Annotated in this window: 23 protein-coding genes; 22 read left to right on the top strand and 1 reads right to left on the bottom strand. The window is 56.1% G+C overall.

The annotated features are described in order from the left end of the window. Positions 1 to 126 precede the first annotated feature (126 nt). From rnk to EO133_RS10375, 9 genes are all read left to right on the top strand, one after another. Positions 127 to 534 (top strand): nucleoside diphosphate kinase regulator, encoded by a 408-nt coding sequence (gene rnk / locus EO133_RS10415; RefSeq protein WP_127072585.1) that lies wholly within the window; start codon positions 127 to 129, stop codon positions 532 to 534. A gap of 1 nt (position 535) precedes the next feature. After that, on the top strand, positions 536 to 1,168 hold the full coding sequence (locus EO133_RS10410; RefSeq protein WP_127072584.1) for a GreA/GreB family elongation factor: 633 nt from the start codon (positions 536 to 538) through the stop codon (positions 1,166 to 1,168). A 106-nt stretch (positions 1,169 to 1,274) separates the two neighbouring features. Beyond that, a complete protein-coding gene (gene gdhA, locus EO133_RS10405) occupies positions 1,275 to 2,624 on the top strand; it encodes an NADP-specific glutamate dehydrogenase (RefSeq protein ID WP_127072583.1) in 1,350 nt (449 codons plus the stop codon). A 66-nt stretch (positions 2,625 to 2,690) separates the two neighbouring features. Further along, positions 2,691 to 3,962 carry an O-acetylhomoserine aminocarboxypropyltransferase/cysteine synthase family protein gene (locus EO133_RS10400; protein WP_127072582.1) on the top strand — a complete coding sequence of 424 codons (1,272 nt, stop codon included), beginning with the start codon at positions 2,691 to 2,693 and terminating at the stop codon, positions 3,960 to 3,962. 685 nt (positions 3,963 to 4,647) lie between these two features. Beyond that, positions 4,648 to 5,769, top strand: a complete 1,122-nt coding sequence (locus tag EO133_RS10395; protein WP_206513500.1) for an ABC transporter substrate-binding protein — start codon at positions 4,648 to 4,650, stop codon at positions 5,767 to 5,769. 10 nt (positions 5,770 to 5,779) lie between these two features. Beyond that, positions 5,780 to 6,610, top strand: a complete 831-nt coding sequence (locus EO133_RS10390) for an ABC transporter ATP-binding protein (protein ID WP_127072581.1) — start codon at positions 5,780 to 5,782, stop codon at positions 6,608 to 6,610. Beyond that, positions 6,603 to 7,439, top strand: a complete 837-nt coding sequence (locus EO133_RS10385; RefSeq protein ID WP_127072580.1) for an ABC transporter permease — start codon at positions 6,603 to 6,605, stop codon at positions 7,437 to 7,439. The genes EO133_RS10390 and EO133_RS10385 overlap by 8 nt, the downstream gene beginning before the upstream one ends. 38 nt (positions 7,440 to 7,477) lie before the next feature. Beyond that, complete coding sequence (locus tag EO133_RS10380) at positions 7,478 to 8,833, top strand: NtaA/DmoA family FMN-dependent monooxygenase (protein WP_127072579.1); 1,356 nt, start codon at positions 7,478 to 7,480, stop codon at positions 8,831 to 8,833. Positions 8,834 to 8,848: 15 nt separating this feature from the next. Next, a complete protein-coding gene (locus EO133_RS10375; protein ID WP_127072578.1) occupies positions 8,849 to 9,748 on the top strand; it encodes a ribokinase in 900 nt (299 codons plus the stop codon). Between the two features lie 20 nt (positions 9,749 to 9,768). Here EO133_RS10375 and EO133_RS10370 read toward each other — a convergent pair whose 3' ends face one another. Beyond that, complete coding sequence (locus EO133_RS10370; RefSeq protein WP_127072577.1) at positions 9,769 to 10,365, bottom strand: PadR family transcriptional regulator; 597 nt, start codon at positions 10,363 to 10,365, stop codon at positions 9,769 to 9,771. A gap of 107 nt (positions 10,366 to 10,472) precedes the next feature. Here EO133_RS10370 and EO133_RS10365 point away from each other — a divergent pair, with 107 nt between their 5' ends. The 13 genes from EO133_RS10365 to EO133_RS10305 form a co-directional block, all read left to right on the top strand. Then, a complete protein-coding gene (locus EO133_RS10365; RefSeq protein ID WP_206513499.1) occupies positions 10,473 to 11,000 on the top strand; it encodes a flavin reductase family protein in 528 nt (175 codons plus the stop codon). After that, positions 10,976 to 11,404 carry a riboflavin kinase gene (locus tag EO133_RS10360; RefSeq protein ID WP_127072576.1) on the top strand — a complete coding sequence of 143 codons (429 nt, stop codon included), beginning with the start codon at positions 10,976 to 10,978 and terminating at the stop codon, positions 11,402 to 11,404. Before EO133_RS10365 ends, EO133_RS10360 begins: the two co-directional genes overlap by 25 nt. 201 nt (positions 11,405 to 11,605) lie before the next feature. Further along, the gene (locus tag EO133_RS10355) at positions 11,606 to 12,439 is read left to right on the top strand and encodes an IclR family transcriptional regulator (RefSeq protein ID WP_164734973.1); all 834 of its coding nucleotides are present in this window, start codon (positions 11,606 to 11,608) and stop codon (positions 12,437 to 12,439) included. A gap of 209 nt (positions 12,440 to 12,648) precedes the next feature. Next, complete coding sequence (locus tag EO133_RS10350; RefSeq protein WP_164734972.1) at positions 12,649 to 13,665, top strand: ABC transporter substrate-binding protein; 1,017 nt, start codon at positions 12,649 to 12,651, stop codon at positions 13,663 to 13,665. Beyond that, complete coding sequence (locus EO133_RS10345; protein WP_127072573.1) at positions 13,655 to 14,461, top strand: ABC transporter ATP-binding protein; 807 nt, start codon at positions 13,655 to 13,657, stop codon at positions 14,459 to 14,461. The genes EO133_RS10350 and EO133_RS10345 overlap by 11 nt, the downstream gene beginning before the upstream one ends. Further along, on the top strand, positions 14,454 to 15,227 hold the full coding sequence (locus EO133_RS10340) for an ABC transporter permease (protein WP_164734971.1): 774 nt from the start codon (positions 14,454 to 14,456) through the stop codon (positions 15,225 to 15,227). The genes EO133_RS10345 and EO133_RS10340 overlap by 8 nt, the downstream gene beginning before the upstream one ends. A gap of 56 nt (positions 15,228 to 15,283) precedes the next feature. After that, positions 15,284 to 15,850, top strand: coding sequence for a cupin domain-containing protein (locus tag EO133_RS10335; protein ID WP_127072571.1), 567 nt, complete (start codon positions 15,284 to 15,286; stop codon positions 15,848 to 15,850). A gap of 98 nt (positions 15,851 to 15,948) precedes the next feature. Continuing rightward, positions 15,949 to 16,872: an alpha/beta fold hydrolase gene (locus EO133_RS10330; RefSeq protein WP_244640652.1), complete on the top strand. Its 924-nt coding sequence runs from the start codon at positions 15,949 to 15,951 to the stop codon at positions 16,870 to 16,872. 80 nt (positions 16,873 to 16,952) lie between these two features. After that, the gene (locus tag EO133_RS10325) at positions 16,953 to 17,741 is read left to right on the top strand and encodes an SDR family oxidoreductase (protein ID WP_127072570.1); all 789 of its coding nucleotides are present in this window, start codon (positions 16,953 to 16,955) and stop codon (positions 17,739 to 17,741) included. A 16-nt stretch (positions 17,742 to 17,757) separates the two neighbouring features. Continuing rightward, entirely contained in the window at positions 17,758 to 19,431 is a 1,674-nt protein-coding gene (locus EO133_RS10320; RefSeq protein WP_127072569.1) for a thiamine pyrophosphate-binding protein, read from the top strand. Positions 19,432 to 19,435: 4 nt separating this feature from the next. Continuing rightward, positions 19,436 to 20,248 (top strand): aspartate dehydrogenase, encoded by an 813-nt coding sequence (locus EO133_RS10315; protein ID WP_127072568.1) that lies wholly within the window; start codon positions 19,436 to 19,438, stop codon positions 20,246 to 20,248. Continuing rightward, entirely contained in the window at positions 20,245 to 21,744 is a 1,500-nt protein-coding gene (locus EO133_RS10310; protein ID WP_127072567.1) for an aldehyde dehydrogenase, read from the top strand. The genes EO133_RS10315 and EO133_RS10310 overlap by 4 nt, the downstream gene beginning before the upstream one ends. Positions 21,745 to 22,261: 517 nt before the next feature. Next, positions 22,262 to 23,556, top strand: a 1,295-nt coding sequence (locus tag EO133_RS10305) for a Fic family protein (protein ID WP_164734970.1), incomplete at its 3' end; no start/stop codon positions are given.

The following is a 23,556-nucleotide window of genomic DNA, read 5'->3' as shown; positions in this document are numbered from 1 at the left end:
GCTATTTGTGCCTTCCGAGCTTCGGGAGGTGCGCTCATCGTATGCACGATCAGCGTCTTTGGTGCCTTCACAATTTTCTCAACATTGGACTGCCAGCCGCGTTGCTGGCGAAGATCGTGTGCAATCATGTCTCAAACTGCAATGAAATCAACGGCCTTGCCGCGCTTGATCCTTGGCGTCGAGGATCATGGAAAACTGATGACGATGGCCAGTGGAATTTCTGGTCCAATGGCGAGTGTCGCGGACCAACTGATGAACGAGCTGGATCGTGCGCGTGTCGTTGACCAAGGTAAACTGCCTGACGATGCCGTTCGGATGGGATCGATCGTTTCCTTCACGACGGAGGACGGATTTAACCGCACCTTTCAATTGGTTTTCCCCGGTAACGCAGACATCGCATCGGGAAAGGTCTCTGTACTGACCCCGATCGGTGCAGCACTCATCGGTCTGCGTGAGGGGCAAAGCATCCCCTGGACCGCACGGGACGGTCGACGCCTGTCGCTGACCGTCAATCGTGTGCAGCAGGGCCAGTGACATGAGATACCTCAATAACGAGCTGCCAGCGGTGCTCAAGTTTGGATCAAGAGACCAGACCGGCATGATGCCGTTCTGGTCACATCTAATGAACCGCATTTTACTCGAAGGTGGAATCCTCATGTGCATGTCCAGACGTCCAAGTGTCACGCCGCGCGATTTTTCAATTCTGGAAACGATGCTCGCTGACCATTTAGGTGGCGACGAACTTCTCATCGCTGCAATCCGCAAGAAGTTAGACGACGCCCAGATTGTATTTGCCGACGATCTTCCCGCCGAGGTTGTAACGATTGGATCTCGCGTCGCCTTCACCGTCGATGACCAATGGTCACAAGAGCGTCGGCTTGTACCAATCGAGCATTATGTGCCGGGTCAGGATCACCAGTCGGTCGCCAGCCTCAGGGGGATCGGGCTTTTGGGTCAGGCAGCTGGAGATAAAATCGAGATTGATTTTGGTGGGCGCGTGGTCGCGCTCGAAATCCATAAAGTGCTCTATCAACCGGAAGCGGAAAGCAAGGCACGCAAGACGACGGGCAATTTACATCTGGTGGCAAGCCACAGCGGTAGTCCACAACCTGCTTTCCGACGTTCCGTCCCTAAGCCGGGCGATGATCCTGGCCCATCTGCCGCATGATCTCCTATTGCTGTCGTACAGGTCTCCAACACTGCGCGATGGCGATTGGCGCGAGGGCAACCCCCTCGCCCTCGCGCCTCAACATAAACTAAAAAGGTAACCGGACATGAGCGCTACAGACGACTTTCTCGGACCAGTTTTTTCACAGGTCCTTCTACGCAATCCGGGCGAGGAAGAGTTCCATCAGGCGGTTCGAGAAGTGCTCGATAGTCTGGGACGGGTGGTTGCCAAGCACCCACACTATGGGGATGCAGGGCTGATCGAGAGGCTTTGTGAGCCCGAGAGACAGATCATTTTTCGCGTTTGCTGGATGGATGATGATGGACAGGTTCAGATCAACCGGGGGTTTCGCGTTCAGTTCAATTCTGCCTTGGGACCATATAAAGGGGGATTGAGGTTTCATCCCAGCGTCAATCTGGGGATCGTAAAATTTCTTGGATTTGAGCAGGTATTCAAAAATGCTCTAACGGGTATGCCCATTGGCGGCGGCAAGGGTGGGTCCGATTTTGATCCCAAAGGCAAATCTGACGCAGAAATTATGCGGTTTTGCCAGGCATTCGTGACCGAACTCTCTCGCCATATCGGTGAATATACCGACGTTCCAGCCGGTGACATCGGGGTGGGGCAGCGGGAAATTGGTTATATGTTTGGCCAATACAAACGTATGACCAATCGCTATGAGTCGGGGGTGTTTACTGGTAAAGGCTTAAGTTGGGGCGGTTCTCGGGTTCGCAAGGAAGCAACAGGGTTCGGCGCGGTCTACTTCTTGGCCGAGATGTTGCGAAACCGCAGCATCGACTTGGCTGGGAAAAAGGCTGTCGTTTCAGGTTCGGGCAATGTTGCCTTGCATACTATGGAAAAGCTGATCGGGCTGGGGGCAACGGTCTTGGCCTGTTCAGATTCGAGCGGCTACGTCGTCGATGAGGACGGCATCGATGTCGAATTATTGAAAGAGATCAAAGAGCGACGACGGGGGCGCATTGAGAAATATGTCGAAATCAAAGGTAATGGTGCGCACTTCAGCACTTCTGGTTCGCTCTGGACGGTGCCATGTGATCTGGCCATCCCTGCCGCGACTCAGAACGAGCTGACTGGCAAGGATGCCCGGTCTCTTGTTGAAAACGGTGTCTTGGCCGTTGTTGAAGGCGCAAACATGCCTTGTACACCGGAGGCGGTGCGCATGTTTCAAGAGGCCGGTATTCTTTTTGGGCCGGGAAAGGCATCCAATGCGGGTGGTGTAGCCACCAGTGCACTAGAAATGCAGCAAAACGCTTCGCGCGATTCCTGGACGTTCGAGCAGACCGAGGAACGGCTGGCCGAAATCATGAAAGATATTCACGATCACTGCGCGCAGACTGCCGATGAATATGGTCTGCCTGGAAATTACGTGGCGGGAGCCAATATCGGAGGATTTGTCCGGGTCGCCGACGCCATGTCCGCACTAGGCATAATTTAATCGGCAGGCGATGGCATCCTAGAACGGCTGAGCCTATCATGGCGACGTCCGATACGGAGGAAATTTATGAAACTTGAAACACTTGCTCTTCACCACGGGTATACTCCAGAACCGACTACAAAGTCGGCCGCCGTGCCAATCTATCAGACGACCTCCTACACATTTGACGATACCCAGCATGGTGCCGATCTTTTCGACCTCAAGGTCGAGGGCAATATCTATACGCGTATCATGAACCCCACTTCCGCGGTGCTGGAACAGCGTATGGCCGCCCTGGAAGGAGGCATAGGAGCATTGGCGGTCGCCTCTGGGATGGCAGCGATCACGTATGCCATCCAGACGATTGCCGGGGCTGGCGATAACATTGTTTCTGTGAGCCAGCTTTATGGTGGCACCTACAATTTGTTCATGCACGCCCTGCCTCGCCAGGGTATCGAAGTGCGTATGGCTCCAGGCGATGATCTTGATGCTTTCGACGGCTTGATCGATGAAAACACCAGAGCTGTCTTTTGCGAGTCGATCGGGAATCCGGCTGGCAACGTCGTGGACATCGAAAAGCTCGCCGGGATCGCCCATCGCCACGGCGTCCCATTGATCGTCGATAATACGGTCGCCACGCCGTTTCTCTGCCGTCCGTTTGAGTTCGGTGCCGATATCGTTGTTCATTCCCTGACTAAATATATCGGCGGACATGGCAACGCCATCGGTGGTATTATCGTGGATTCAGGAAAGTTTGACTGGGTTGCGCACAAGGAGCGCTTCAAAATCCTGAACGAGCCGGACCCGTCCTACCATGGTGTCGTCTATACCGACGCCCTTGGAGCCGCTGCCTATATTGGACGCTGCCGTGTTGCTCCTCTGCGCAATACGGGGGCTGCATTGTCGCCACACAACGCGTTTCTGATTATGATGGGGCTTGAGACATTGGGCCTCCGCATGGAGCGTCACTGTGAAAATGCCCTCGAACTCGCCAAATACCTTCAGTCCCACCCCAAGGTGAAATGGGTGAACTATGCGGGGCTCGAAACCAACCGCTATAAGCCCGTTTGTGACAAGATTTCGGGGGGGAAGGCATCAGGAATCGTCAGCTTTGGAGTTGCTGGTGGACGCGAAGCTGGCGGGAAGTTCATTGACGCGCTCAAAATGATCTACCGCCTTGTCAACATCGGTGATGCCAAATCACTGGCTTGTCATCCCGCGACCACCACGCATCGTCAACTTGATGCCGATGAACTGAAATTGGCTGGCGTGTCTGAGGATCTTGTGCGCATTTCGGTGGGCATTGAGAACATCGATGACATCATCGCAGACGTCGATCAGGCACTGGCGCATATATAACAATTGCAGGGCAAGGTGGCCATATATCCCCTGCAGTTGCACGGCCTGTTGAGCGAAGATTGCGCATACAAACGCGGCTCGACAATCTTCCACTTGGATTACACCCGGTAATCCAAGTGGTCTGCACTGCGCCCATATTTGCAAAGCGCTCGGTCGCAATGTGCATGAAGCCGGAATTGTTTTTCATAGCACTCAGCGGCCCATCTTGCCTCGCCACTGATAAATATGCTGGCGGGTGATATCGAGCCGATACGCAACACTGGCAGCGGCAAACTCATGACCTTGTCGGACGACAAGAGCCAAGACACTACTGTCCGACAACGGCACGAAGGGCGGCTGTTTGAGAGGCTCTGCTCATAAGCAGTATTCTGCCGAAGTCCAACTGCAAGATCCACATACCCAATGACCCTCGTTGATACAGGGGCTGCAATCGCATCGAACGCATGTTCGGGCTTCGCGAGTACAAGCGTCGCACTGCCTACTGGGTACCACAAAACTGTCCTGTCATCGCTAGCCTCCTCAATCCTGCAGCGATCCGGAGGTGGCAATCAGCACTGAAAGAGGAGAATTCCTGCGGCAAGTCAACTTGCACTTGGGATTCGTGCGAAAATAAATATTCAACGTTGATTAATCAGATTCAATCGGGTAATGGATATGAAGACCTTGAGTGAGTGGGGAGGAACTCGTGACTAAAGTTAAGCGGCAAAGTTATCGTGCCATGTGCGCCTCCGGCGGTCCGATCCTGAGTGCGCTGGCAGCCTTGTGGCTTGCAGGGTGCTCTCCGCAAGCAGATGCACAGGCAAGCGCTGATCCCGGCGTGCCGGAGGGCGTGCTAATCAGTACGGAGGCGTGTGAGCGCAATTCGGCGGTCGGGACCATTGTTTATGTGTCGGGCTATGGTTACTCGGCGAGTGCCGGGCAGCTCGACGTTTTCCTGGCCAAGGAAATGGGTTATTTCGATGCACTTTGCCTGGACGTTGAAATCAACGCCGGCGGGGCAAACGGCCAGCAACTGGTTTCATCGGGTCAGGCTCAGTTTACTGCTCTGGGTTCGGCTTCCGACGTTATTCTGGCCGCTGCCAACAGCAGCAACCTTACAGCCGTCGCGACATATGGAACGACGTCGCCATTCTCAATCTTTGCGCATGAGGATGTCACGTCGCTCAAGGAGCTTGAGGGCCGGAAGCTGGGATACTTCATTAACATTACGCCGATTGCCAAAGCGATGCTGGACAGTGCGGGCGTGGATGTTTCCAAGGTCGAGCTTATCAGGATGACGAATTATGACCCGACCGTTGTCACCCGTGGGCAGGTCGATGCGATTGTAGGCTATGCATCGAACCAGCCCGAGCGGCTGCGTGCCATGGGGCTTCCGTTCAACGAGTTCCGGCCGGCCGATTACGACCTTCAGGGCACTTACAACGTGATGGAGGTGAACACCCAGTTCCTCAATGAGAACCGAGAGGTCGTTGCGGACTTCATGCGTGCAACGCTCAAGGCGCTGCATCATTGTCTGGACGATGAAGCCGATTGCGTGGAGCGGATCAGCGTGCTTGCGGAAGAAAACAATCAGGGCTCGGCATTTCCGGCGGACCAGCAGGCTCGAACCTGGGCGGTTGAGGCGGGATGGGTGCGTGCAACCGGAAAGGCGCCAGGAGTTCAGTCGATCGCTGACTGGGAGGCCGAGCACGCCATGGTCGCCCAATATGGAGATCTCAGGACGTTACCTGCGATTGAGGACATGATGGACCCGGATCTAGTTGCCTCGCTGTATGTCGATGGCGAGCTTCAGTGGCCGGGCGAATAAGGTGGTATCGATGCTCGCTGAAGTCGTTAAGCAGCCTGAAACCTTCGCAGCCAGCAAGGATTCCGGTGTCGCGGTCTGCAATGTTTGCAAGGGATTTGGCCCTCCCGATGCGAAGGTAACCGTTCTCGATAACGTCAATTTCAACATACAGAAGGGGGAGTTTGTCTCGGTCATTGGGCCGAGCGGCTGCGGGAAGTCAACTTTGCTCAAGTTGGTGGCGGGGCTCTCGGAGGCCGACTCCGGGAGCGTCAGCATTGATGGCAAGCCGGTAAAAGAGGCTGCGCGCGCCAAGTCCATTGGGCTCGTTCCTCAATCTCCGGCGTTGCTGCCCTGGCGCACCGTTCTCGACAATGTGCGGTTGCCGATGCTTGTCAACAAGCGTTCCAATGCGGGAAGGACCATGCGTGACCCCGAAGCCCTGTTGCACTCATTCGGATTGGGCAATGCGATAGACAAGTTCCCCTCTCAGCTTTCCGGGGGAATGCAGCAGCGCGTAGCGATTGCACGCGCCTTCGTCTTCGACCCGGCCGTAATGCTTATGGATGAGCCGTTTTCGGCCCTCGATGAAATGAACCGCGACAAGCAGCGCATGGGATTGCTCGAGTTCTGGCAGTCCAACCGCAAGTCGGTGATGTTCGTTACGCATTCGGTGCCCGAAGCCATCATGCTTTCCGACCGGATTATTCTCATGGCGGCTCACCCAGGAAGGATCGCAGAAATTATTCCTGTCGATCTTCCGCGCCCCCGCGATGAAGCAGTCTATGCCACCGACGCATTCCGTGACCTTGAAGGGTATGTGCGTAACAGCCTGAAAACCGTGATGAGGCAAGTTCATGTCTAATTTTACGAATGTGGGAATGGCTACGGCTGGAGAGGGCAAAAAAACAAGTTTGTTCAGCTACCGGGTTGGCGCGATTATCGCTTCCTGGGCCCCTCCGCTGATAACTTTCTTTGTTGTTGCAGTCGTCTGGCAGCTGCTGGCTATCTCCAACCCATTTGTGATCCCGACACTCGATGCCATAGGCTCCAGTCTTCTCGAGTCACCGCAGATGTACTGGGCAAATATGCTCGTAACGAGCCAGGAGATTGCCATTGGTGCCGGTTTCGGCATTCTGTGCGGCTTTCTTCTTGCGGTCATAATGGCAGAGCTGCCGATTGTTGAGCGTGCGGTCATGCCGCTGATGGTGGTCATTATGGTGACACCGGTCGTTGCAATAGCGCCGGCCCTGGTCGTTGCCTTCGGTTTTGGCATGATGCCGAAATATATTGTGACGGGTCTGGTGGTATTTTTCCCCATGCTGGTCAATTCGCTGGCTGGTCTCAAGGATGTCGATGCTCGTGCGCTCGACGTGATGCGTACGCTCAATGCAAGTCGCTGGGAGATTTTTCGCGACCTGCGCTTCCCAGGTTCCATGCCATTCTTTTTCGCTGGCCTGCGAATTGCGTTGCCGCTGTCGGTTGTAGGTGCCGCCGTGGCCGAGTTTGTCGCACCAGGTCAACAAGCCGGCCTTGGGTCCTTGCTGACCATTGCCGCCGCACAGGCAAACCTGCCGGTTACCTGGGCCTGTATCGTATTGCTTTGCGTACTTGGCGTGGTGCTTGTTTCAGCCCTGGCCGTAGTGCGGAAACGCGTTCTGTGGTGGAGCGATCAGAGCATTGTCGGGCGCTGATCCTGGCACTCCATTCCTCTAGAAGAAAGTTACAAGAAATGAAGCAACTTCGTTTCGGCCTGTTTGAAAACGCGCAGGCCAATGATTCCGGCACGGCGACTTGGCGCCATAAGGATAACAAGCGTGACGGTTTCGATCGACTTGATTACTGGCGTGAAATCGCGCGCACTTGCGAAGAGGGCGGCCTGGACTTCCTGTTTCTTGCCGATGCCTGGGGGTGGTCCGAAGTCAACGGCCAGCGGCCGGAAATCTGCTCGCGTGAGTCGCTCGATTTGCCACGTCTTGATCCGTTCATCGTGGCAGCGGCAATCATGGCGCAAACGACACGGCTGGGTCTGGTTGTAACGGGGTCAACCCTGCTCGAGCAGCCATATGCTTTTGCTCGCCGCATGGCCAGCCTCGATCATCTGTCCCAGGGCCGGATCGGATGGAACGTTGTGACGACGGGGACCGCGGAAACTGCAGCGCGCGCTTTCGGCATACCCATGGTCGCACACGACGCGCGCTATGACATGGCGGATGACTTCATGGACCTTGTCTATAAGCTGTTTGAAGGCGCATGGGAGCCCGACGCGCTGGAGCGGGATAAGCAGGGCAATTTTGCAGACCCGGGCAAGGTCCACCGCATATCGCACAAGGGACCCCATTTTGCCTGCGATGGGTACGGGAATTCTTCATACTCGCCTCAGGGCACTCCTGTCCTGTTCCAGGCTGGCACGTCTCCGCGTGGGCGGGCGTTTGGCGGACGCCATGGCGAGTGTATCTTTCTTGGAGGTGGGTCGCCTGAAAAGCTCGCCGAACAGGTCAGGGCCATTCGTCAGGAAGCCGTCAAATCCGGACGCGACGCTGCATCGATCAAGCTGATGAGCGCCTTTTCCTGTGTAGTGGGGGCGACGACGGAAGAAGCGCATCGCAAGTATAACGAGGTTCTGGAGGCACAGAATCCGGACGTAGCGGTTGCCTCTTACGCCATGTTTACCGGTCTGGATCTGTCATCCTACGATGTGGATACCCCGATGAGTTCGCTGCATACGGAATTGTCGCAAACGCAGATTGCGCGTTTCGGTGACATGACGGTTGGTCAAGTGCTCAATGAATGGCATGCACATGGGGTAAGGCCCAAGGCGTTCCTCGGAACTGCGGAAGTCATCGCCGATACGATCTGCGAGCTTGCAGAAAGCGCCGATCTGGATGGATTTCTTTTAACACCAGTCACACAGCCCGGTTCGACCAGGGATTTTGTGGAGCAGGTCCTGCCGATATTGCGTGCGCGCGGCGTTGCTCGTGAAGGACATCCTGAGCCCACGCTCCGGCAGCGCCTTGTCGGCACTGCGACGCCTGTATTGCGCGACGACCATCCGGGTTCATCGTACCGGGCAGGTCTGGGCACTTAATCCGGAGGTGGCGTGATGGGCACGGTCTGCGTTGTTGGCAGCATAAACATGGATCATATGATCGGTATGCAACGCCTCCCGGTACCGGGCGAGACGCTTTTGGGGCGGACCATGGGCAAATTTCCCGGTGGCAAGGGGTTCAATCAGGCCGTGGCAGCGCACCGATCCGGTGCGGCAGTCCGCTTCTTCGGTCGCGTTGGGAACGACAGCGAAGGCGCCTTGCTGCGCGAAGCGTTCGACCAAATCGGTCTTGAAGACCGTTTTTTGCAAGTCGATCCCGACTCGCCAACCGGCGCAGCGCAGGTGCTGTCCCTGCCCGGGTCGGAAAATGCCATTATCGTTGTGCCGGGCGCGAATGCAGCTTTGGATGTTCAGGCTTTGCCTGAGGCTCTGCTTGGTGCTGATGTCCTGATGGTCCAAATGGAAGTCGGCCATGACACGGCCAGTGCTGCATTGGCGCTCGGCAAGGACGCTGGCGTTACTACGATACTGAATGCGGCTCCGTCCGGATCCGTAACCACTGCCACGCTGGCGCTGGCGGATATTGTGGTGGTCAATGAAACAGAGGCGGCAGAGCTCGGTGGCGTGGAGGCATTGCTTCAGTCCGGTCCGGACGCGGTGGTGTTGACCTTGGGGGCTCGGGGCGCCGAATGGCATGTGCATGGCGCTGAACCGATACGTGTCCCGGCATTCAGGATCACGCCCCGCGATACGACAGGGGCGGGCGACGCGTTTTGCGGCGCACTTGCGGCAGCATTGAGTGCCAAAATATCGTGTGGCGACGCGCTTGTTCGTGCAGCGGCCGCCGGCGCCATCGTCGCAATGGCCACGGGGGCTCAAACAGAGACGCTTTGCCCGCGTAATCTCGACAGGATGATCGCGCGCGGCAACGACATTATTGAGTCAGTGCAATGAGCGAATGTTTTACGCGTATTTCAGGTGCGGTTGCGCCCCCGGTCAGTCGGTTTTTCGCCGACGAAATTATAGTCGCCTTGCTTCAATCGACCCAGAAGCGTCTCAGCCCACTGGCGCTCTCCGCTCAGCCGGTTGATGGACAGCTCAAATATTTCCCGCACATAGACCGGTGTCGTCGTGGATTGCAAAACGTCCTCGATCTGATAGCCATTCGCCTTGATGCGGGCATCAATTTCGCGAATGCGATGCTCAAGAACCTCGATCACTTCCTGTCGGCTCAAGGCGAACATGAACGAGACAAGAACCATCGCGGACTTTGTATCGAATGCGTCAACTGTCCAGATGACCTGACGCAGAAGGCGCAGAAATTCAACTTCCCCCTCGGGTGTCACCTTGTAAACCGTACGTTCAGGGCGGCGTCCTTCGGTTTCGACGCTGTGCTCTTCCACATAGCCGTCTTTTTTGAGCGCCCCCAGGGCATTGTAAATCGACCCGGGATTCACATGGCCCCATTCATCGACGTGCCAAGTCATGAGTTCGCGCCGCAGGAAGTAGCCATGCGCGGGCTGAAACTGAAACACGGCGCCAAGCACCATAAGGCGGGTAATGTTCGACATGGGCGACAAGGTATATCCCGCAATCTGAATATTCAAGATGGAATAATTAAGTTGCTCAATGTCGGTCGCCCAGGCCAGGCATTCATCAAGCCAGGGAGGAAAAGGTAATGTCAGAAAATATGAATATGGCGGTCATGGCCTCGCAATCAGATCTTCGGCGCGTCTTTTCTGTTTTCCCCACAGGTGTGGTTGCCGTTTGCGCCATGGTCGAGGGCCGTCCTGTCGGCTTTGCGGTAAACTCGTTCAACTCCGTTTCACTGAAACCGCCGCTTGTCTCGATCTGTGTGGCCCGCACATCGACAACATGGCCACTTTTGGCGCAAGCGCCGCGGTTGGGATTGAGCGTGCTTGGTGCACAGCATGGTGGTTTGTGCCGCAAGCTTGCCTCACGCTCGGCAGATCGGTTCAAGGATGAAGCCTGGACGGTCAGCAATGATGGAGCGGTCCTGATCGACGGTGCTGCACTTTGGCTGGAATGCTCCATGAGTGCCAATTTCACAGCAGGAGATCACGATATCGTGGTGTTTGACGTTCGCGAGGCCCAACTTTTCGATGCGGTGAAGCCCTTGGTTTTCCACCACAGCCAGTTCCGCGAGCTAATGAACGAGGAATGTGTGCCGACGCAATGTGCCTGACATTGGAGGGGGTGGTCACATCGGGCCATGGGCGCGGCCGGATACTGGGCTTCCCAACAGCGAATCTGGCGATTTCAGTTGATTCGGACACACCGGTCGACGGCATTTATGCGTGTTTCGTCAATATTCCTCCCGAGCCTATCATGAGGCCGGCAACCATGAGCGTTGGGTACAATCCGACCTTTCATGACGTTGTGGGCCGCCAATACGAGGTCTTCATTCATGATCTTGATCGCAATATTTATGGCGATCGGGTTCGGGTGAAGATTGTCGAGAGACTACGGGACATCATTGCGTTTCCCAATGTTGAGGCACTGGTTGAACAAAGCGCGCGCGACATAGAAATGTCCCAGGAGATATTGGCCCTAGTAACGCATTTCGATCCGGCATCTGATGATTTTTAAAGAGTCTCGAGTTTTGCGGACCGAATAGCCCCTGCGCACCGATTCTCAAGGTGCCGGCATTGTCGCGAGGTCGGGAAGTATCGCTGGTAAGCTTTCCATTGTAACTGATTTGGAAAGGTTTGACGCTTTCGATCCGCAATGATAGCGGGTCAAGCAAGCAGGTTGTTTCCTGCGCCGGACAGGACTGATAAAGGTCACTCAATGGATAACGGCACCGAAAAAAAAATCACCAAACCACAGCTCTTGCCGATTAGTCGTGACGATGGTCGTCTTCCGAACGCAAGCTATATTGTTCCTGCCCTGCATCGCGGTCTTACGGTTCTTACCCTGTTCAGACGAGATCGGCCACGGTTGAGTCTTGCCGAAATATCGTCGATCCTACATCTGCCCAGGGCGACGGCGTTCCGATTGATTTACACGCTAGAAAGTCTGGGCTTTCTGAAAAAGAGTTCAGACGATGAGCGCTATGAGCTTGGTACGGCTGTTCTGTCGTTGGGATATTCCTTGTTTTCTTCAATGGACGTGGTCGACCGCGCGGAAGGGCCATTGCGACGCCTGAGGGACCAAACCCAAGGTTCAACACATCTTGCCAAGCGTGAGGGCAGGAATGTCGTTTATCTCATGCGCTTTGCTTCTGCTGATGCAATGACAGGCAATGTGCAGGTCGGCGCTCGCCTTCCGGTACATGCGACCACATTGGGGCGCGCACTTCTCATCGATAGTTCGTACGAAGAGTTAAGAGCGATTTTTGAGGAAGACGAGACGTTGCCAGTCTTCACCAGAACAACGGCAAGGTCTCTAGACGAGTTGGCCGAACAACTTCGCGAAGATCGTGATCGTGGCTATGTGGTTGGACAATCGATTTACGAGAACGGCCTAGACAGCATGGCCGTGCCAATTCGCGGGGAGGGCGGGAAAATTGTCGCCGCAATATCCGTCGTTGGTTTTGGATTGCTGAACGGCGGACAGGAGCAGGTGCTCCTCAAAGCGCTTTTATCAACAGCGCAGGAAATAGAGATTCCAGATTCTCTGTAATTTGGCCCGAATTTTCAGACACACAAAACGCTCAGTTTTTCAAAGTTTTACCGTCGGTGCCCGAACGATGAAGCTCGCCTGAACGCGCGCTACTGAAGTCCACTGGCGGCCAAGACGCGCTGTTGACGTTGACACGCGGCAGTAACTTTCTTATCGTTGCGCTACTGAAACATATGTTTCATATGCGAAACAACGGAAGAGGAGCCGTTATGAAACGTCGCCAATTTCTCAAGTCTACTGCTGCACTGTCTGCGGGATCCATGTTTGCGGGCATGGGTATTGGACAAGTAGTTGCCCAGGAGGCAGGGCGCCTCGTTTTCTTGACGCCGCAAGGATACTCACTAGCATTCTCGGCCATCATGTATGGTCAGAGTGGCGGATTTTTCGCCGAAGAAGGCCTCGACGTGCATGTCGAGGGTGGGCGCGGCGCTGCCCAAACCATTCAGTTGGTTGCGGCCGAACAGGTTGACGTCTCCCGCACAGGTGGCGCCAATTACATGATTTCGCGCATTGAGCAGTCGGCGCCGGTGATTGCCATCGCAACGATCGCTCAGATCTCGCCATTTTTCATGATTTCTCCGGAAGAGGATCCCATCGTGGACGCCGAAGACTATATCGGCCGTACTGTTGGCATGGCCTCGCTCGGTGGATCGATGGAAGCGACGCTCGACCTGATGTTGCGGCGCAACGGGCTCGATCCTGCTGAAGTCAACCGCGAACGCGTGGCCGATACCCCTGCCGGTTTTGGGCTTATTGAAGCCGGGAGGCTAGACGGTTTTTTCGGCAATGTGAGTACTGCGACAAGGCTGCAAGCCGAAGGCTTGCCCATTGCAATTGAGCCTGTGCGTGACGGTATCCCGGGGCAGGTGTATATCGCTCACGAGAATACAGTGGCAGAACGGCCCGATGAGTTGACGGCATTCGTGCGCGGTGCATATCGCGCCGTCCAAGATATCGTCGCTCGTGGCGACGACCTTGAACCTGTTATCGAATCCATGCGCTCCATGTTCGATATTCCCGGGTCGGAAAACACTGAAGTTGCAATCCAGGATCTCAAGGGCAACCGCGACCTGTGGGTTGCTAACGGGGTCGACAATGCCTTGCGTTGCGACCCCGAGCAATGGGCGGAAGGAGAGGCTCTTCTGCGCGATGCGGGTTCGATTACGTCCGAAACCGATCTCGAACTCTTTACCAATCGCTTTTGGGATCAAGCCAATGCGGGCTAAGCCGTCTCTGGTTTCCTCGGCTGCGCAGAATGCAGCCGAGGCCAAGCCGCCATTGCTGACAGTCAATAAGGTGGGACGCATCTTTGGCTCCGCTGAAAGCGGCGTGACAGCTCTCGACGGCATTGATATGGCGATCGGAAAAGGCGAGTTCGTCGCGATAGTTGGACCTTCAGGTTGCGGAAAATCCACCTTGCTGCGGCTTCTGGCAGATCTCGATGCGCCGACATCCGGTGCGATCACGTGGACCAGTGGCCAAGCCGGACAGAGTTCGGTTGCATTTCAGGAGCATCGCTTGCTTCCGTGGAGTTCGGTGCTGGATAACATTATGTTGCCGGCAACGATGCGCCGGCGCCCGAATGAGAAAGATCGCAATCGAGCGCTTGAATTGGCCAGTTTGGTTGGTTTGGAGGCATTCACCAAGTCGCGTCCAGCAGAACTTTCGGGCGGTATGCGGCAGAGGGCTTCCGTTGCGCGGGCACTGTTTCCCGAGCCAGACCTCCTGCTTCTTGATGAGCCGTTCGGTGCACTTGATGCTCTCACACGGGAAAAGATCACAGGCGACACAGAAGAAATCTGGCTTAAGCAACGCTTCACCGCGCTCTTGATCACGCACTCGATCGCAGAAGCCGTGCATCTCGCTGACAGGGTATTCGTGATGTCGCCGCGTCCCGGCCGGGTAACCCATGTCGTCGGAATCGAGCTTGAGCGCCCCCGTGCGCCTCTTGTTGGTTCCGATCAGTACAACGCGCTGGTCAACGATATCCGCGCCAAGTTGCAGGACCCAGATCATGGCTAATTCACAGCGTTATCTTATTCAAGCAACTGCCGTTATTGGCTTCTTCCTGATCTGGAAGTTTTACGTCGAGTTCTTCGAGGTTTCGCGTTTGGTTTTGCCGCCACCGGAGCAGGTATTCGTCGCCCTTTTTGAGCTTTTCGCGACAGGCGAAATCTGGCGTCACCTCTATATCACTCTGCTCGAATGTTTAGGCGGCTTTGCCTTTGCATGTATATTCGGGGTCACGGCAGGGATGCTTCTGGGTCGCAACCAGATGCTTGACACGGTCTTCAAGCCATTCGTCATCGCGCTGCAGGTCACGCCGAAAGTCGCGCTGATTCCACTGTTTATATTATGGTTCGGCTTTGGCCTTGAATCCAAAATCATAGTTTCGGCGGTGCTGGCCTTCTTCCCGGTATTTGCCAACACATATCTCGGTGCACGTTCCGTTGACCATGGGCTTTTGGAATTGTTTGAGGTTGGCAAGGCCAGCCGCAGTCGCCGGTTCGCAAAGCTCATCCTACCCAGCTCATTGCCGTACATTCTGACCGGCATGGAGATGGCAATCGTGCTCTCGATTATCGGAGCGGTTGTAGCGGAATTCGTGGCCGGTTCGAGCGGCCTGGGATACCTCGCAACAATTAAACTTCAGGAACTTCAGGTTAGTAGCCTGTTTGCTGTTGTCATCGTTCTCGCGCTCATTGGGTTCGTTCTCTATTTCCTCGTTGGATCGCTCCGCAAGGTGTTGATCCCTTGGCATGAGAGTTCGCGTCCCACCACAATTTGATCCTTCAATCCGGTCTGGCTACGGCCGACCCAACGTCCACCACTATGGAGACACCTATGTCTGCACCCATTAAATTTCCCTCTATCGAACCCGATGATGTGAACGTGCCTGAGGGTAAGACTTTGGCCGAATGGATCGAAAGCCGGGTAGCGCGTTATGAAACCCGCACGATCGACTGGAATGCCCTAAAATTCCAGGCAGACTTTGATCCTAAGTATCGTCGGGCCCAAATGCGCTATATCGGTACCGGCGCAACTGGCGTCACCGACGATGAAAACGTGGTGCCCGCAGAGCACTTTACGTTTTCGACTATGGTGTTACCTGCTGGTTGCGAGGGCCCGCTACATATTCATCGAGATGCTGAGGAAGTTTTCTTCATTCTCAAGGGTCATAAGATTCGTCTGTTCATCGAGCATAAGGGTGAGATGGTGGAAACTGTCTTGACCGAACGCGACATTATATCGGTACCCCCAGGGGTTTATCGCGGACTGCGCAATGAGGGGATCGAAGAAGCACTCATGTGCGTAATGATCGGGAATCCAAAGCCAGTCACGCCAACTTATCCCGAAGATCATCCTGTATCGAAGATTCCGCGGCCTGCAGGAAGCAAGGCTGCTGGCTAACTTTGGGGTGTGGAGGGGCACGTCCTTCCCCTCCACACATGTTTCACGCGACGTGCAAATGCCCAGGCAAAGCACGCAGTGGCATTTTAAAGGCTAACTTGGCTGACCTTAAAGAGTTCGGCTCGCTGCCATCAGGGGGGCAGCTACAAGGTGCCTTTCCATCGAAACTGTCTGCAATTGGAATGATGATGCAGCGGCAACCACTTACCAGCGATATCGAATGGCATGAGAGGCCCGGCAATGGAACGCCTCTGATCTGTTTACACGGTATCGGCTCGCTGGCGACGACATTCGCACCGCTTGCGGAGCGGCTCGGCCCTGACTTGCGCGTTATCGCGTGGAACGCGCCGGGCTATGGGAGGAGCCGTCCTCTGGCCTCCGACTGGCCTCTAGCGGCAGACTATGCGGACGCACTTTTACGATTCTGTGACGGCTTAAAGCTCGACCGCGTACATGTCTTGGGCCATTCACTGGGCACATTGATTGGAGCGTCATTTGCCGCGGCTTATCCGAACCGCGTGTCCAGCCTCACCCTTGCATCTTGCGCTCACGGACGTGGTACTCCCAGAGGGCACAAGCTTTCAGAAATTGACGCCAAGAGGCTTGAAGATCTCGATAGGCTTGGCGTGAATGAATTTGCACGTATCCGTTCCCCGCGCCTGGTCTTCGAGCCAGGTGTTAATCACGATCTTGTTGAGGCCGTTCGTGCAGATATGACGACAATCACGATGCCAGGATATGGCCAAGCGGTGCGAATGTTGGCTTCGGGAGATTTGAGCGCCGATTGCACCAAGGTTCAGGTGCCCACATCAGTCATAGTAGGTCTGCACGATCAAGTGACGCCACCTGAACAATCCCGCGCAGCATATCAAGCTCTCGTCCCAAAAGCCCGGAGCAAATTTGTGTCTGTGCCCAATTGTGGCCACGCGCTGCACCGGCAGGCTCCAGACGCGCTCGCAGCTACCATTGCATTGACCATCAAGGACGCGATGCAAGAGGGCGTCGCAGAGCTACATGATTGAACGGGTGCAGGTGTTGGATCGCTCATTCACCTATTGCGAAAAAGACGCCCCTTTCTGATCCACAAGTGAAAGCGAAGCCAATGACAACATCATATGAAGGCAGGGTTGCGGTGGTGACGGGTGGATCGTCCGGGATTGGATTGGCCACCGTCCAATTGCTGCTTAGTCAGGGTGCAAATGTCGCATTTTGTGCGCGCGGAGAAGGCCGCCTTCGCGATGTGGTCTCGGTGTTGCAGCGCGACTATGGGACTGAGAAAGTCTTGGCACGGGCGCTTTCGGTACTCGACGCTGGTGCCGTTCAGGAATTCGCATCAGATGTGGCATCGACATTTGGCCGTTGCGATCTGCTCGTCAACAATGCCGGACAAGGGCGTGTTTCTACGTTCGTTGAGACGTCGGACGAAGACTGGCGGGCAGAGTATGAACTTAAGCTCTTTAGTCAAATCTATCCGATCAGGGCCTTTTTGCCGATGTTAAAGTCATCGAAGGGAGCAATTGTCGCGGTCAATTCGCTGCTGGCATACCAACCAGAGATGCATATGGTTTGCACGTCTTCTGCGCGTGCGGGGGTCCAGAATCTGATCAAGTCGCTGAGTATGGAGCTGGCGCCTGATGTCCGAGTTAACTCAGTTTTATTGGGCCTTGTTGGTTCCGGCCAATGGACGCGACGGTTTGCCGAACGGGAGGATCAATCGATGAGCCGGGAGCAGTGGTATGGCAATCTTGCCCGAAGCAAAGGGATCCCGCTTGGACGACTGGGCGATCCCAGCGAGGCGGCGGCCGCAATCGCATTTCTAGGGTCTCGGGCTGCCAGTTACATAACTGGTGCGCAACTCGATGTCTCGGGCGGCCTTTCTCGGCATATCTAAAAAAATGGAACCGGCGATGAAGCTCGAGCACGTGATCCCAAATAGTACCGTCGGCGAATTCATCGCCGAATACCTCGCAGATATCGGCGTTGAAGTAATTTTCGGCGTGATCTCAATCCACAATATGCCGATCCTGGATGCGGTTGCCAGGCAGGGGCGCATTCGGTTCGTTCCTGCCCGCGGTGAGGCCGGAGCAATGAACATGGCCGATGCCTATGCTCGCGTTTCTTCGCGCATGGGAGTGGTAATAACGTCTACAGGCACGGCGGCTGGCAATGCCGCTGGAGCGCAGCTGGAAGCGCTCACGGCCGGGACGCCCCTGTTACACATTACCTCGACTGTCGATACTCAGTTCATGGACCGTGATCGTGCGCCAATCCACGATGTGCCGCGTCAGCCTGACATGCTCAAGGGTATCTCAAAAGCCTACTATCGCATGTGGAGCGCACAACAGGCGATTGGTGCATTGACGGCATCCATTAGCGCGGCAATCAGCGCACCCTGCGGACCGGTGTGTCTCGAAATTCCTGTGGATGTGCAGCGGATGCCGGCACCGCCTACCGGAGGTGCTTTCAAGCTCGCACCGCAGTATCCACGGACTTGCGATGCCTCGATCGATGAATTAGCCAAACTGGTTCTGCGCGCGCGGCGTCCGATGCTTTGGCTCGGCGGCGGCGCGCGACGTGCTGGCAAACAGGCGACCGAACTGGTGAGGCGCGGATTTGCTGCAGTGACCTCCACAAATGGCCGGGCTATCGTTTCGGAAGGCGATCCAGCCAATCTGGGTGCCTTTAACATGGCGCCGGAGACGCAGGCACTTTACGAAACGATGGACCTGATGATCGTCGTCGGCTCCAAACTGCGTGGTAATGAAACCCTTAACAACACCATGAAACTACCCAGGCCGTTGGTGCAGATTGACGCCGATGCATTTCAGGGTGGCAGAAACTATCCGGTCAGTTTGTTCCTGCACGGCGATGCAGCTGACACACTGGAGCGGTTGCTCGAGCGTTTGCCAGAAACGCTGCAGGTTGATCCTAACCTTACTTTGGACGTGGCGACAGTGCGAGCCAAGGTGGAGGGCGCTATGCGCGCGGCGATAGGCCCCTATGTGACCATAGCGGATGCGCTACTGGAGCGCGTAGCGTCTGCACGCCATCCGTGGGTCCGTGATGTCACCATATCTAACTCCACGTTTGGCAACCGCTACGTCAAGATTGCCCAGCCCAATCACGGTGTGCATGCCCTGGGCGGCGGCATAGGGCAGGGTGTTGCGATGGGTATCGGTGCAGCCATCGCTTCGAAATCGGCAAAGGCGGTTACCCTTTTGGGCGACGGTGGGACCCAGCTCGGTATCTCCGAGTTGATCACTGCGGTCGAGGAGAATGCCCCAGTCGTTTACATTCTGATGAACGATCAGGCATATGGCGTGATCCGCAATATTCAGGATGCGCAATACGATAGCCGCTACCATTTCTCTGCGCTCAGGACGCCTGACTTTGCGGGACACTGCGCTTCAATCGGGCTGCCCCACCATAAGGTTTCAGCGGTAGCGGACTTCGAGGGCATGCTTGATGCAGCCATCGCAGCCGAAGGGCCTCAATTGATCGAGGTCGACATGCTTGCCGTCGGGCCGTTTGCAGAGAGCTTTTCGGGCCCTCCTGCGGGCGCTGCGGGTAACAAGGCCTGATAATATGCATCTGGGACTGATCGGCTACGGCAATATTGCACGCACGCTTCTGGGGGTCTTGGCAAGCGAAGGCACGAAGCTTTCGCAAGTGTCGGTCCTCTGCCATTCCGGCAAATCCGCGGAAACCGCGCGCTCGCTGTCCACTATGCTCGAAGGCAAAAAGCACGTTGTGCAAACTGCCGATGCGCTGGTCGCCACCAGACCCGATCTGGTCGTCGAGTGTGCCGGCCACGATGGAGTACGTGAACACGCGCCCGCCGTCCTGCGGGCCGGTATCGAGACTGTCATTGTTTCAGTTGGAGCGCTAGCGGACGAAGTCCTATACGCGGCGATCAAGGATTCGGCACGCGCGGGTGGCACGCGGTTCATCCTGCCCGCGGGTGCCATTGGCGGCATCGACATCCTGTCTGCGCTAAAGGCCTCGGGAATCGAAGCTGTGACCTATACTGGCAGGAAACCGCCACAGGCTTGGAAGGGCACATATGCCCAAACATTGCACGATCTGGACACGCTGGATCGTGAAACCGTTTTTTTCACTGGCACAGCACGCGAGGCTGCCACGCAGTACCCCAAGAATGCAAATGTGGCGGCAACGCTTGCGCTCGCCGGGCGCGGATTCGATGGCACGCAAGTGCGTCTGATTGCAGACCCTAAGGTCGAAGGAAACGTGCATGAATACAGTGTCACCGCAAATGGCGCCGATTTCAGTATCAAGATCGAGGGGCGCCCCTCCAAGAACAACCCAAAAACGTCGGTGACAACCGTCTATTCGGTGGCCCGGGAAATTTTCAATCGCAGTCGGGAGCAGGCGGTATGAACACCTACGAGTTGCCGGGACCGAAGCTCTATCTGGGCGGGCAGTGGGAAGAGGGCTCAGGGGCAGAGATCACCTCGATTTTCTCGGCTGACGGTTCGACCAATCGGGTGCTCAAAGGCGCAAGCAAAGGCGATGGCGAACGCGCCATTGAACGTGCACTCAAGGCACAGGCCGATCCGGCCTGGCGCAATTTGAAGCCATACGAACGTGCGCGTTACCTGCACAAGATTGCCGATGGTATCGAATGCAGCGCTGCGCGTATCGCCTATATTCAGACGCGCGATACCGGAAAGACCTTGCGCGAAACAAGGGCGCTGGCAGCTTCCGCTGCGGGTACGTTTCGATATTTTGCCGCAGCGCTGGAAACGCTTAACGATGATCTGACCTCACCACGTGGCGACTACCTCTCGATGTCGGTCCACGAACCCCTTGGACTGGTTGCGGCGATCACGCCGTGGAATTCACCTATCGCCTCGGACGCGCAAAAGGTAGCGCCCGCACTTGCAGCCGGAAATGCGGTGCTGCTCAAGCCTGCCTCGTGGTCGCCGTTGGTTTCGCTAGAACTGGCGCGCATAATTGAAGCAGCGGGCTTGCCCACAGGGTTGTTTTCCGTTTTGCCGGGCGCCGGTCGCGAGATAGGTAATCTGCTTGTCGAACATCCGAACATCAGCAAAGTCAGCTTTACCGGCGGCACTTCCACGGGGCGTATGCTGGCGCGCCAGGCGGCGGACAAGCTGATGCCCGTGTCGTTGGAACTGGGCGGTAAGTCCCCCACCATTGTGTACGCAGACGCGGATATAGACTTAGCCATAGCGGGGATCCTGTTTGGGGTTTTTTCCTCGAGCGGACAGAGCTGTATCGCTGGCACGCGCCTGTTCGTTGAGCGGACAATTTATGACAAATTTTTGGAGCGCCTTGTGACAGCAACCAAGAGCCTTGTTGTCGGTGACCCCTTCGATAAACAGACCCAGGTTGCACCGCTTGTACACTTCGATCATCACAGGTCGGTGGTCGAGCAAGTCGAAACCGCGATTGCCTCTGGGGCCCAAGTCCTCTGCGGAGGTGCGCGGCCAGAAGGCGCAATCTATGAAAAGGGTGCGTATTATATGCCGACCATTTTGACCAGCGTGGCAAATGACGCTGCGATATGTCGGGAGGAAGTGTTTGGGCCCGTTTTGTGCGTTTTGCCATTTGACGACGAGGCCGACGTGATATCTCAGGCTAATGACAATGAATACGGCCTTGCATGCGGGATTTGGACGCGCGACTTCCCCAAAGCTTGGCACACGGCTCGTGCGATCACGACGGGGACCGTCTGGATCAACACCTACAAGCAGTTTTCAATTTCTACTCCTTTTGGAGGCGAAAAGGATTCCGGGATCGGTCGCGAAAAAGGCCAAGAGGGCATAAGGGCCTATACGGCGCAAAAGTCGGTCTATGTAGATTTGACGGGCAAACCGCATGCATGGGCGCGTTGGCCCAATGAGGAACCGTGACAAGATCTTGGGGAGAGTTCATCTGCGACAGGCGCTCTCAATGCCGGATTTTTATCCAATTCTCTGACGGGCGCGCACACGGATTGAACCGGCCCGGGTTTGCCGGAGGCCATTTGGTTTAAGTTGACCGTGCAATAGTTCGGCTCTGATTTGAAACCTACGTTTGTTGCAACCCAGAATGCAACCCCGGACGCTCTACGCCGTGGCGCGCGCCCAGCGCGACTGACCTAACTACCTGCAATTTAACGGGAAATTTGGTAGCGGAAGACCGCTACCGCCAATCCACACACCTACCGGAAATCCGCTACAGGCTCCGATTCTTCTCTCGGCTTCGGGTGGCGTAGGTATGCTGTCCGCATGACCTGTTTGGGGCCGAGGACCTGCTCCAAGCACCGACCTGCCTCTTCATGAACGATTTTCGACATCGGTGATTGATTTTCAATCCTTGAGCTGTAAGATCCTTTCGACAGATACACGATACGTGATCGATTTTCGACAGGCATGAGGGAAAACCGACATGAAGCTGGATGCCGGCAAACCTGCCCATTTTCAGAACGAGCCCGTTCCAAAGGGCACGCGGCTCGCGGGGTGGACCGCTCTCGTCCACGCGCTCGATGTGAAGGCGCCTGTGAGAAACCCCGCCTGCATTTCCGAGCGACATGTACGCGGCAATCGCCGGGGGGAGGGCATCTGGGAGGTCTATGACAAGCGGTATCAACCGGACGACACTCTCGATGGGCATCTCGGCTTTGCACTGCGCCATGAGCCGATCGATCTTCTGGTTCTCAAACGCATCCTCGATGCGTTGCCGGAACAGGACCTCATAGATTTCATCCAGCGAACACCGACCGGCGCGGTGACGCGACGTGTGTGGTTCTTTTATGAAACCTTGAGCGGCAAGCGGCTCGATATCGACGACGCCCCCACAGTCACCGCCGTCGACGCACTCGATCCCGAAGCCTATTTCACCGGCCCCGCGTCGCTGTCCCTGCGCCATCGCGTGCGCAACAATCTGCTTGGTACGGGCGCGTTCTGTCCGATTATCAGGCGCACAGAAAAGCTGGAAGCATTTCTGGCCCTCGATCTTTCCAGGAAGGCACAGGAGACGATAGGGCGAACCGGCGCTCACATTGTTTCCCGGGCTGCAAGTTTTCTGTTGCTTGCAGACAGCCGCGCGAGTTTCGAGATCGAAGGGGAACGCGCGCCAGCCAGTCGGCTCGAGCGTTGGGGACGTGCCGTTCTCGGGGCTGGCAAGCGTCCGCTCAACCAGACCGAAATCTACCGACTGCACCGCATCCTGATCGGCGACGATCGGTTCACCGAGATCGGATATCGCAGCGAGGGCGTATTTCTGGGCGAGCGGGATCACAACCATGATCCTTTGCCCGAGTTCATCGGTGCCCGTCCTCAGGATGTTCCCGACATCATGACCGGCCTCAATGAATGCAACAACAGGCTGCGGACCTCAGACGTCGATCCGGTTCTGCAAGCTGCCGCGATTGCATTCGGGTTCGTATACGTCCACCCGCTGGTCGACGGCAACGGACGTTTGCACCGCTGTCTTGTCCACCACGTGCTCGCCGAGCGTAAATACACCCCGCCCGGCATGGTGTTTCCCGTCTCGGCCGTCATGCTGGATCGCATCGACGACTATGCCACGATCCTCAAGCGGCATTCCGGTCCCCTGATGGAGTTCATCGGCTGGCGGGCCCTGCCTAACCATAATGTCGAGGTCACCAACGACACCGCGGACCTCTATCGCTATTTCGACTGCACCGAGGAGGCCGAGTTCCTCTATAGCTGCGTGCAGCG

It is taken from the genome of Pelagibacterium lentulum (genome assembly GCF_003992625.1).
Taxonomy (GTDB): Bacteria; Pseudomonadota; Alphaproteobacteria; order Rhizobiales; family Devosiaceae; genus Pelagibacterium; species Pelagibacterium lentulum.
Note: the sequence above shows the minus strand (reverse complement) of the source record. Positions and strands in the feature narration are given on the sequence as shown.

What these genes read in the sequence shown, in the direction of transcription:
- EO133_RS10350 (WP_164734972.1), top strand. Translation starts at nt 12,649, where the DNA reads ATGAAACGTCGCCAATTTCTCAAGTCTACTGCTGCACTGTCTGCGGGA.
- EO133_RS10355 (WP_164734973.1), top strand. Translation starts at nt 11,606, where the DNA reads ATGGATAACGGCACCGAAAAAAAAATCACCAAACCACAGCTCTTGCCG.
- EO133_RS10400 (WP_127072582.1), top strand. Translation starts at nt 2,691, where the DNA reads ATGAAACTTGAAACACTTGCTCTTCACCACGGGTATACTCCAGAACCG.
- EO133_RS10310 (WP_127072567.1), top strand. Translation starts at nt 20,245, where the DNA reads ATGAACACCTACGAGTTGCCGGGACCGAAGCTCTATCTGGGCGGGCAG.
- EO133_RS10380 (WP_127072579.1), top strand. Translation starts at nt 7,478, where the DNA reads ATGAAGCAACTTCGTTTCGGCCTGTTTGAAAACGCGCAGGCCAATGAT.
- EO133_RS10360 (WP_127072576.1), top strand. Translation starts at nt 10,976, where the DNA reads ATGTGTGCCGACGCAATGTGCCTGACATTGGAGGGGGTGGTCACATCG.
- EO133_RS10335 (WP_127072571.1), top strand. Translation starts at nt 15,284, where the DNA reads ATGTCTGCACCCATTAAATTTCCCTCTATCGAACCCGATGATGTGAAC.
- EO133_RS10320 (WP_127072569.1), top strand. Translation starts at nt 17,758, where the DNA reads ATGAAGCTCGAGCACGTGATCCCAAATAGTACCGTCGGCGAATTCATC.
- rnk (WP_127072585.1), top strand. Translation starts at nt 127, where the DNA reads ATGTCTCAAACTGCAATGAAATCAACGGCCTTGCCGCGCTTGATCCTT.
- EO133_RS10385 (WP_127072580.1), top strand. Translation starts at nt 6,603, where the DNA reads ATGTCTAATTTTACGAATGTGGGAATGGCTACGGCTGGAGAGGGCAAA.
- EO133_RS10365 (WP_206513499.1), top strand. Translation starts at nt 10,473, where the DNA reads ATGTCAGAAAATATGAATATGGCGGTCATGGCCTCGCAATCAGATCTT.
- EO133_RS10390 (WP_127072581.1), top strand. Translation starts at nt 5,780, where the DNA reads ATGCTCGCTGAAGTCGTTAAGCAGCCTGAAACCTTCGCAGCCAGCAAG.
- EO133_RS10410 (WP_127072584.1), top strand. Translation starts at nt 536, where the DNA reads ATGAGATACCTCAATAACGAGCTGCCAGCGGTGCTCAAGTTTGGATCA.
- EO133_RS10325 (WP_127072570.1), top strand. Translation starts at nt 16,953, where the DNA reads ATGACAACATCATATGAAGGCAGGGTTGCGGTGGTGACGGGTGGATCG.
- gdhA (WP_127072583.1), top strand. Translation starts at nt 1,275, where the DNA reads ATGAGCGCTACAGACGACTTTCTCGGACCAGTTTTTTCACAGGTCCTT.
- EO133_RS10370 (WP_127072577.1), bottom strand. Translation starts at nt 10,365, where the DNA reads ATGTCGAACATTACCCGCCTTATGGTGCTTGGCGCCGTGTTTCAGTTT.
- EO133_RS10340 (WP_164734971.1), top strand. Translation starts at nt 14,454, where the DNA reads ATGGCTAATTCACAGCGTTATCTTATTCAAGCAACTGCCGTTATTGGC.
- EO133_RS10315 (WP_127072568.1), top strand. Translation starts at nt 19,436, where the DNA reads ATGCATCTGGGACTGATCGGCTACGGCAATATTGCACGCACGCTTCTG.
- EO133_RS10345 (WP_127072573.1), top strand. Translation starts at nt 13,655, where the DNA reads ATGCGGGCTAAGCCGTCTCTGGTTTCCTCGGCTGCGCAGAATGCAGCC.
- EO133_RS10375 (WP_127072578.1), top strand. Translation starts at nt 8,849, where the DNA reads ATGGGCACGGTCTGCGTTGTTGGCAGCATAAACATGGATCATATGATC.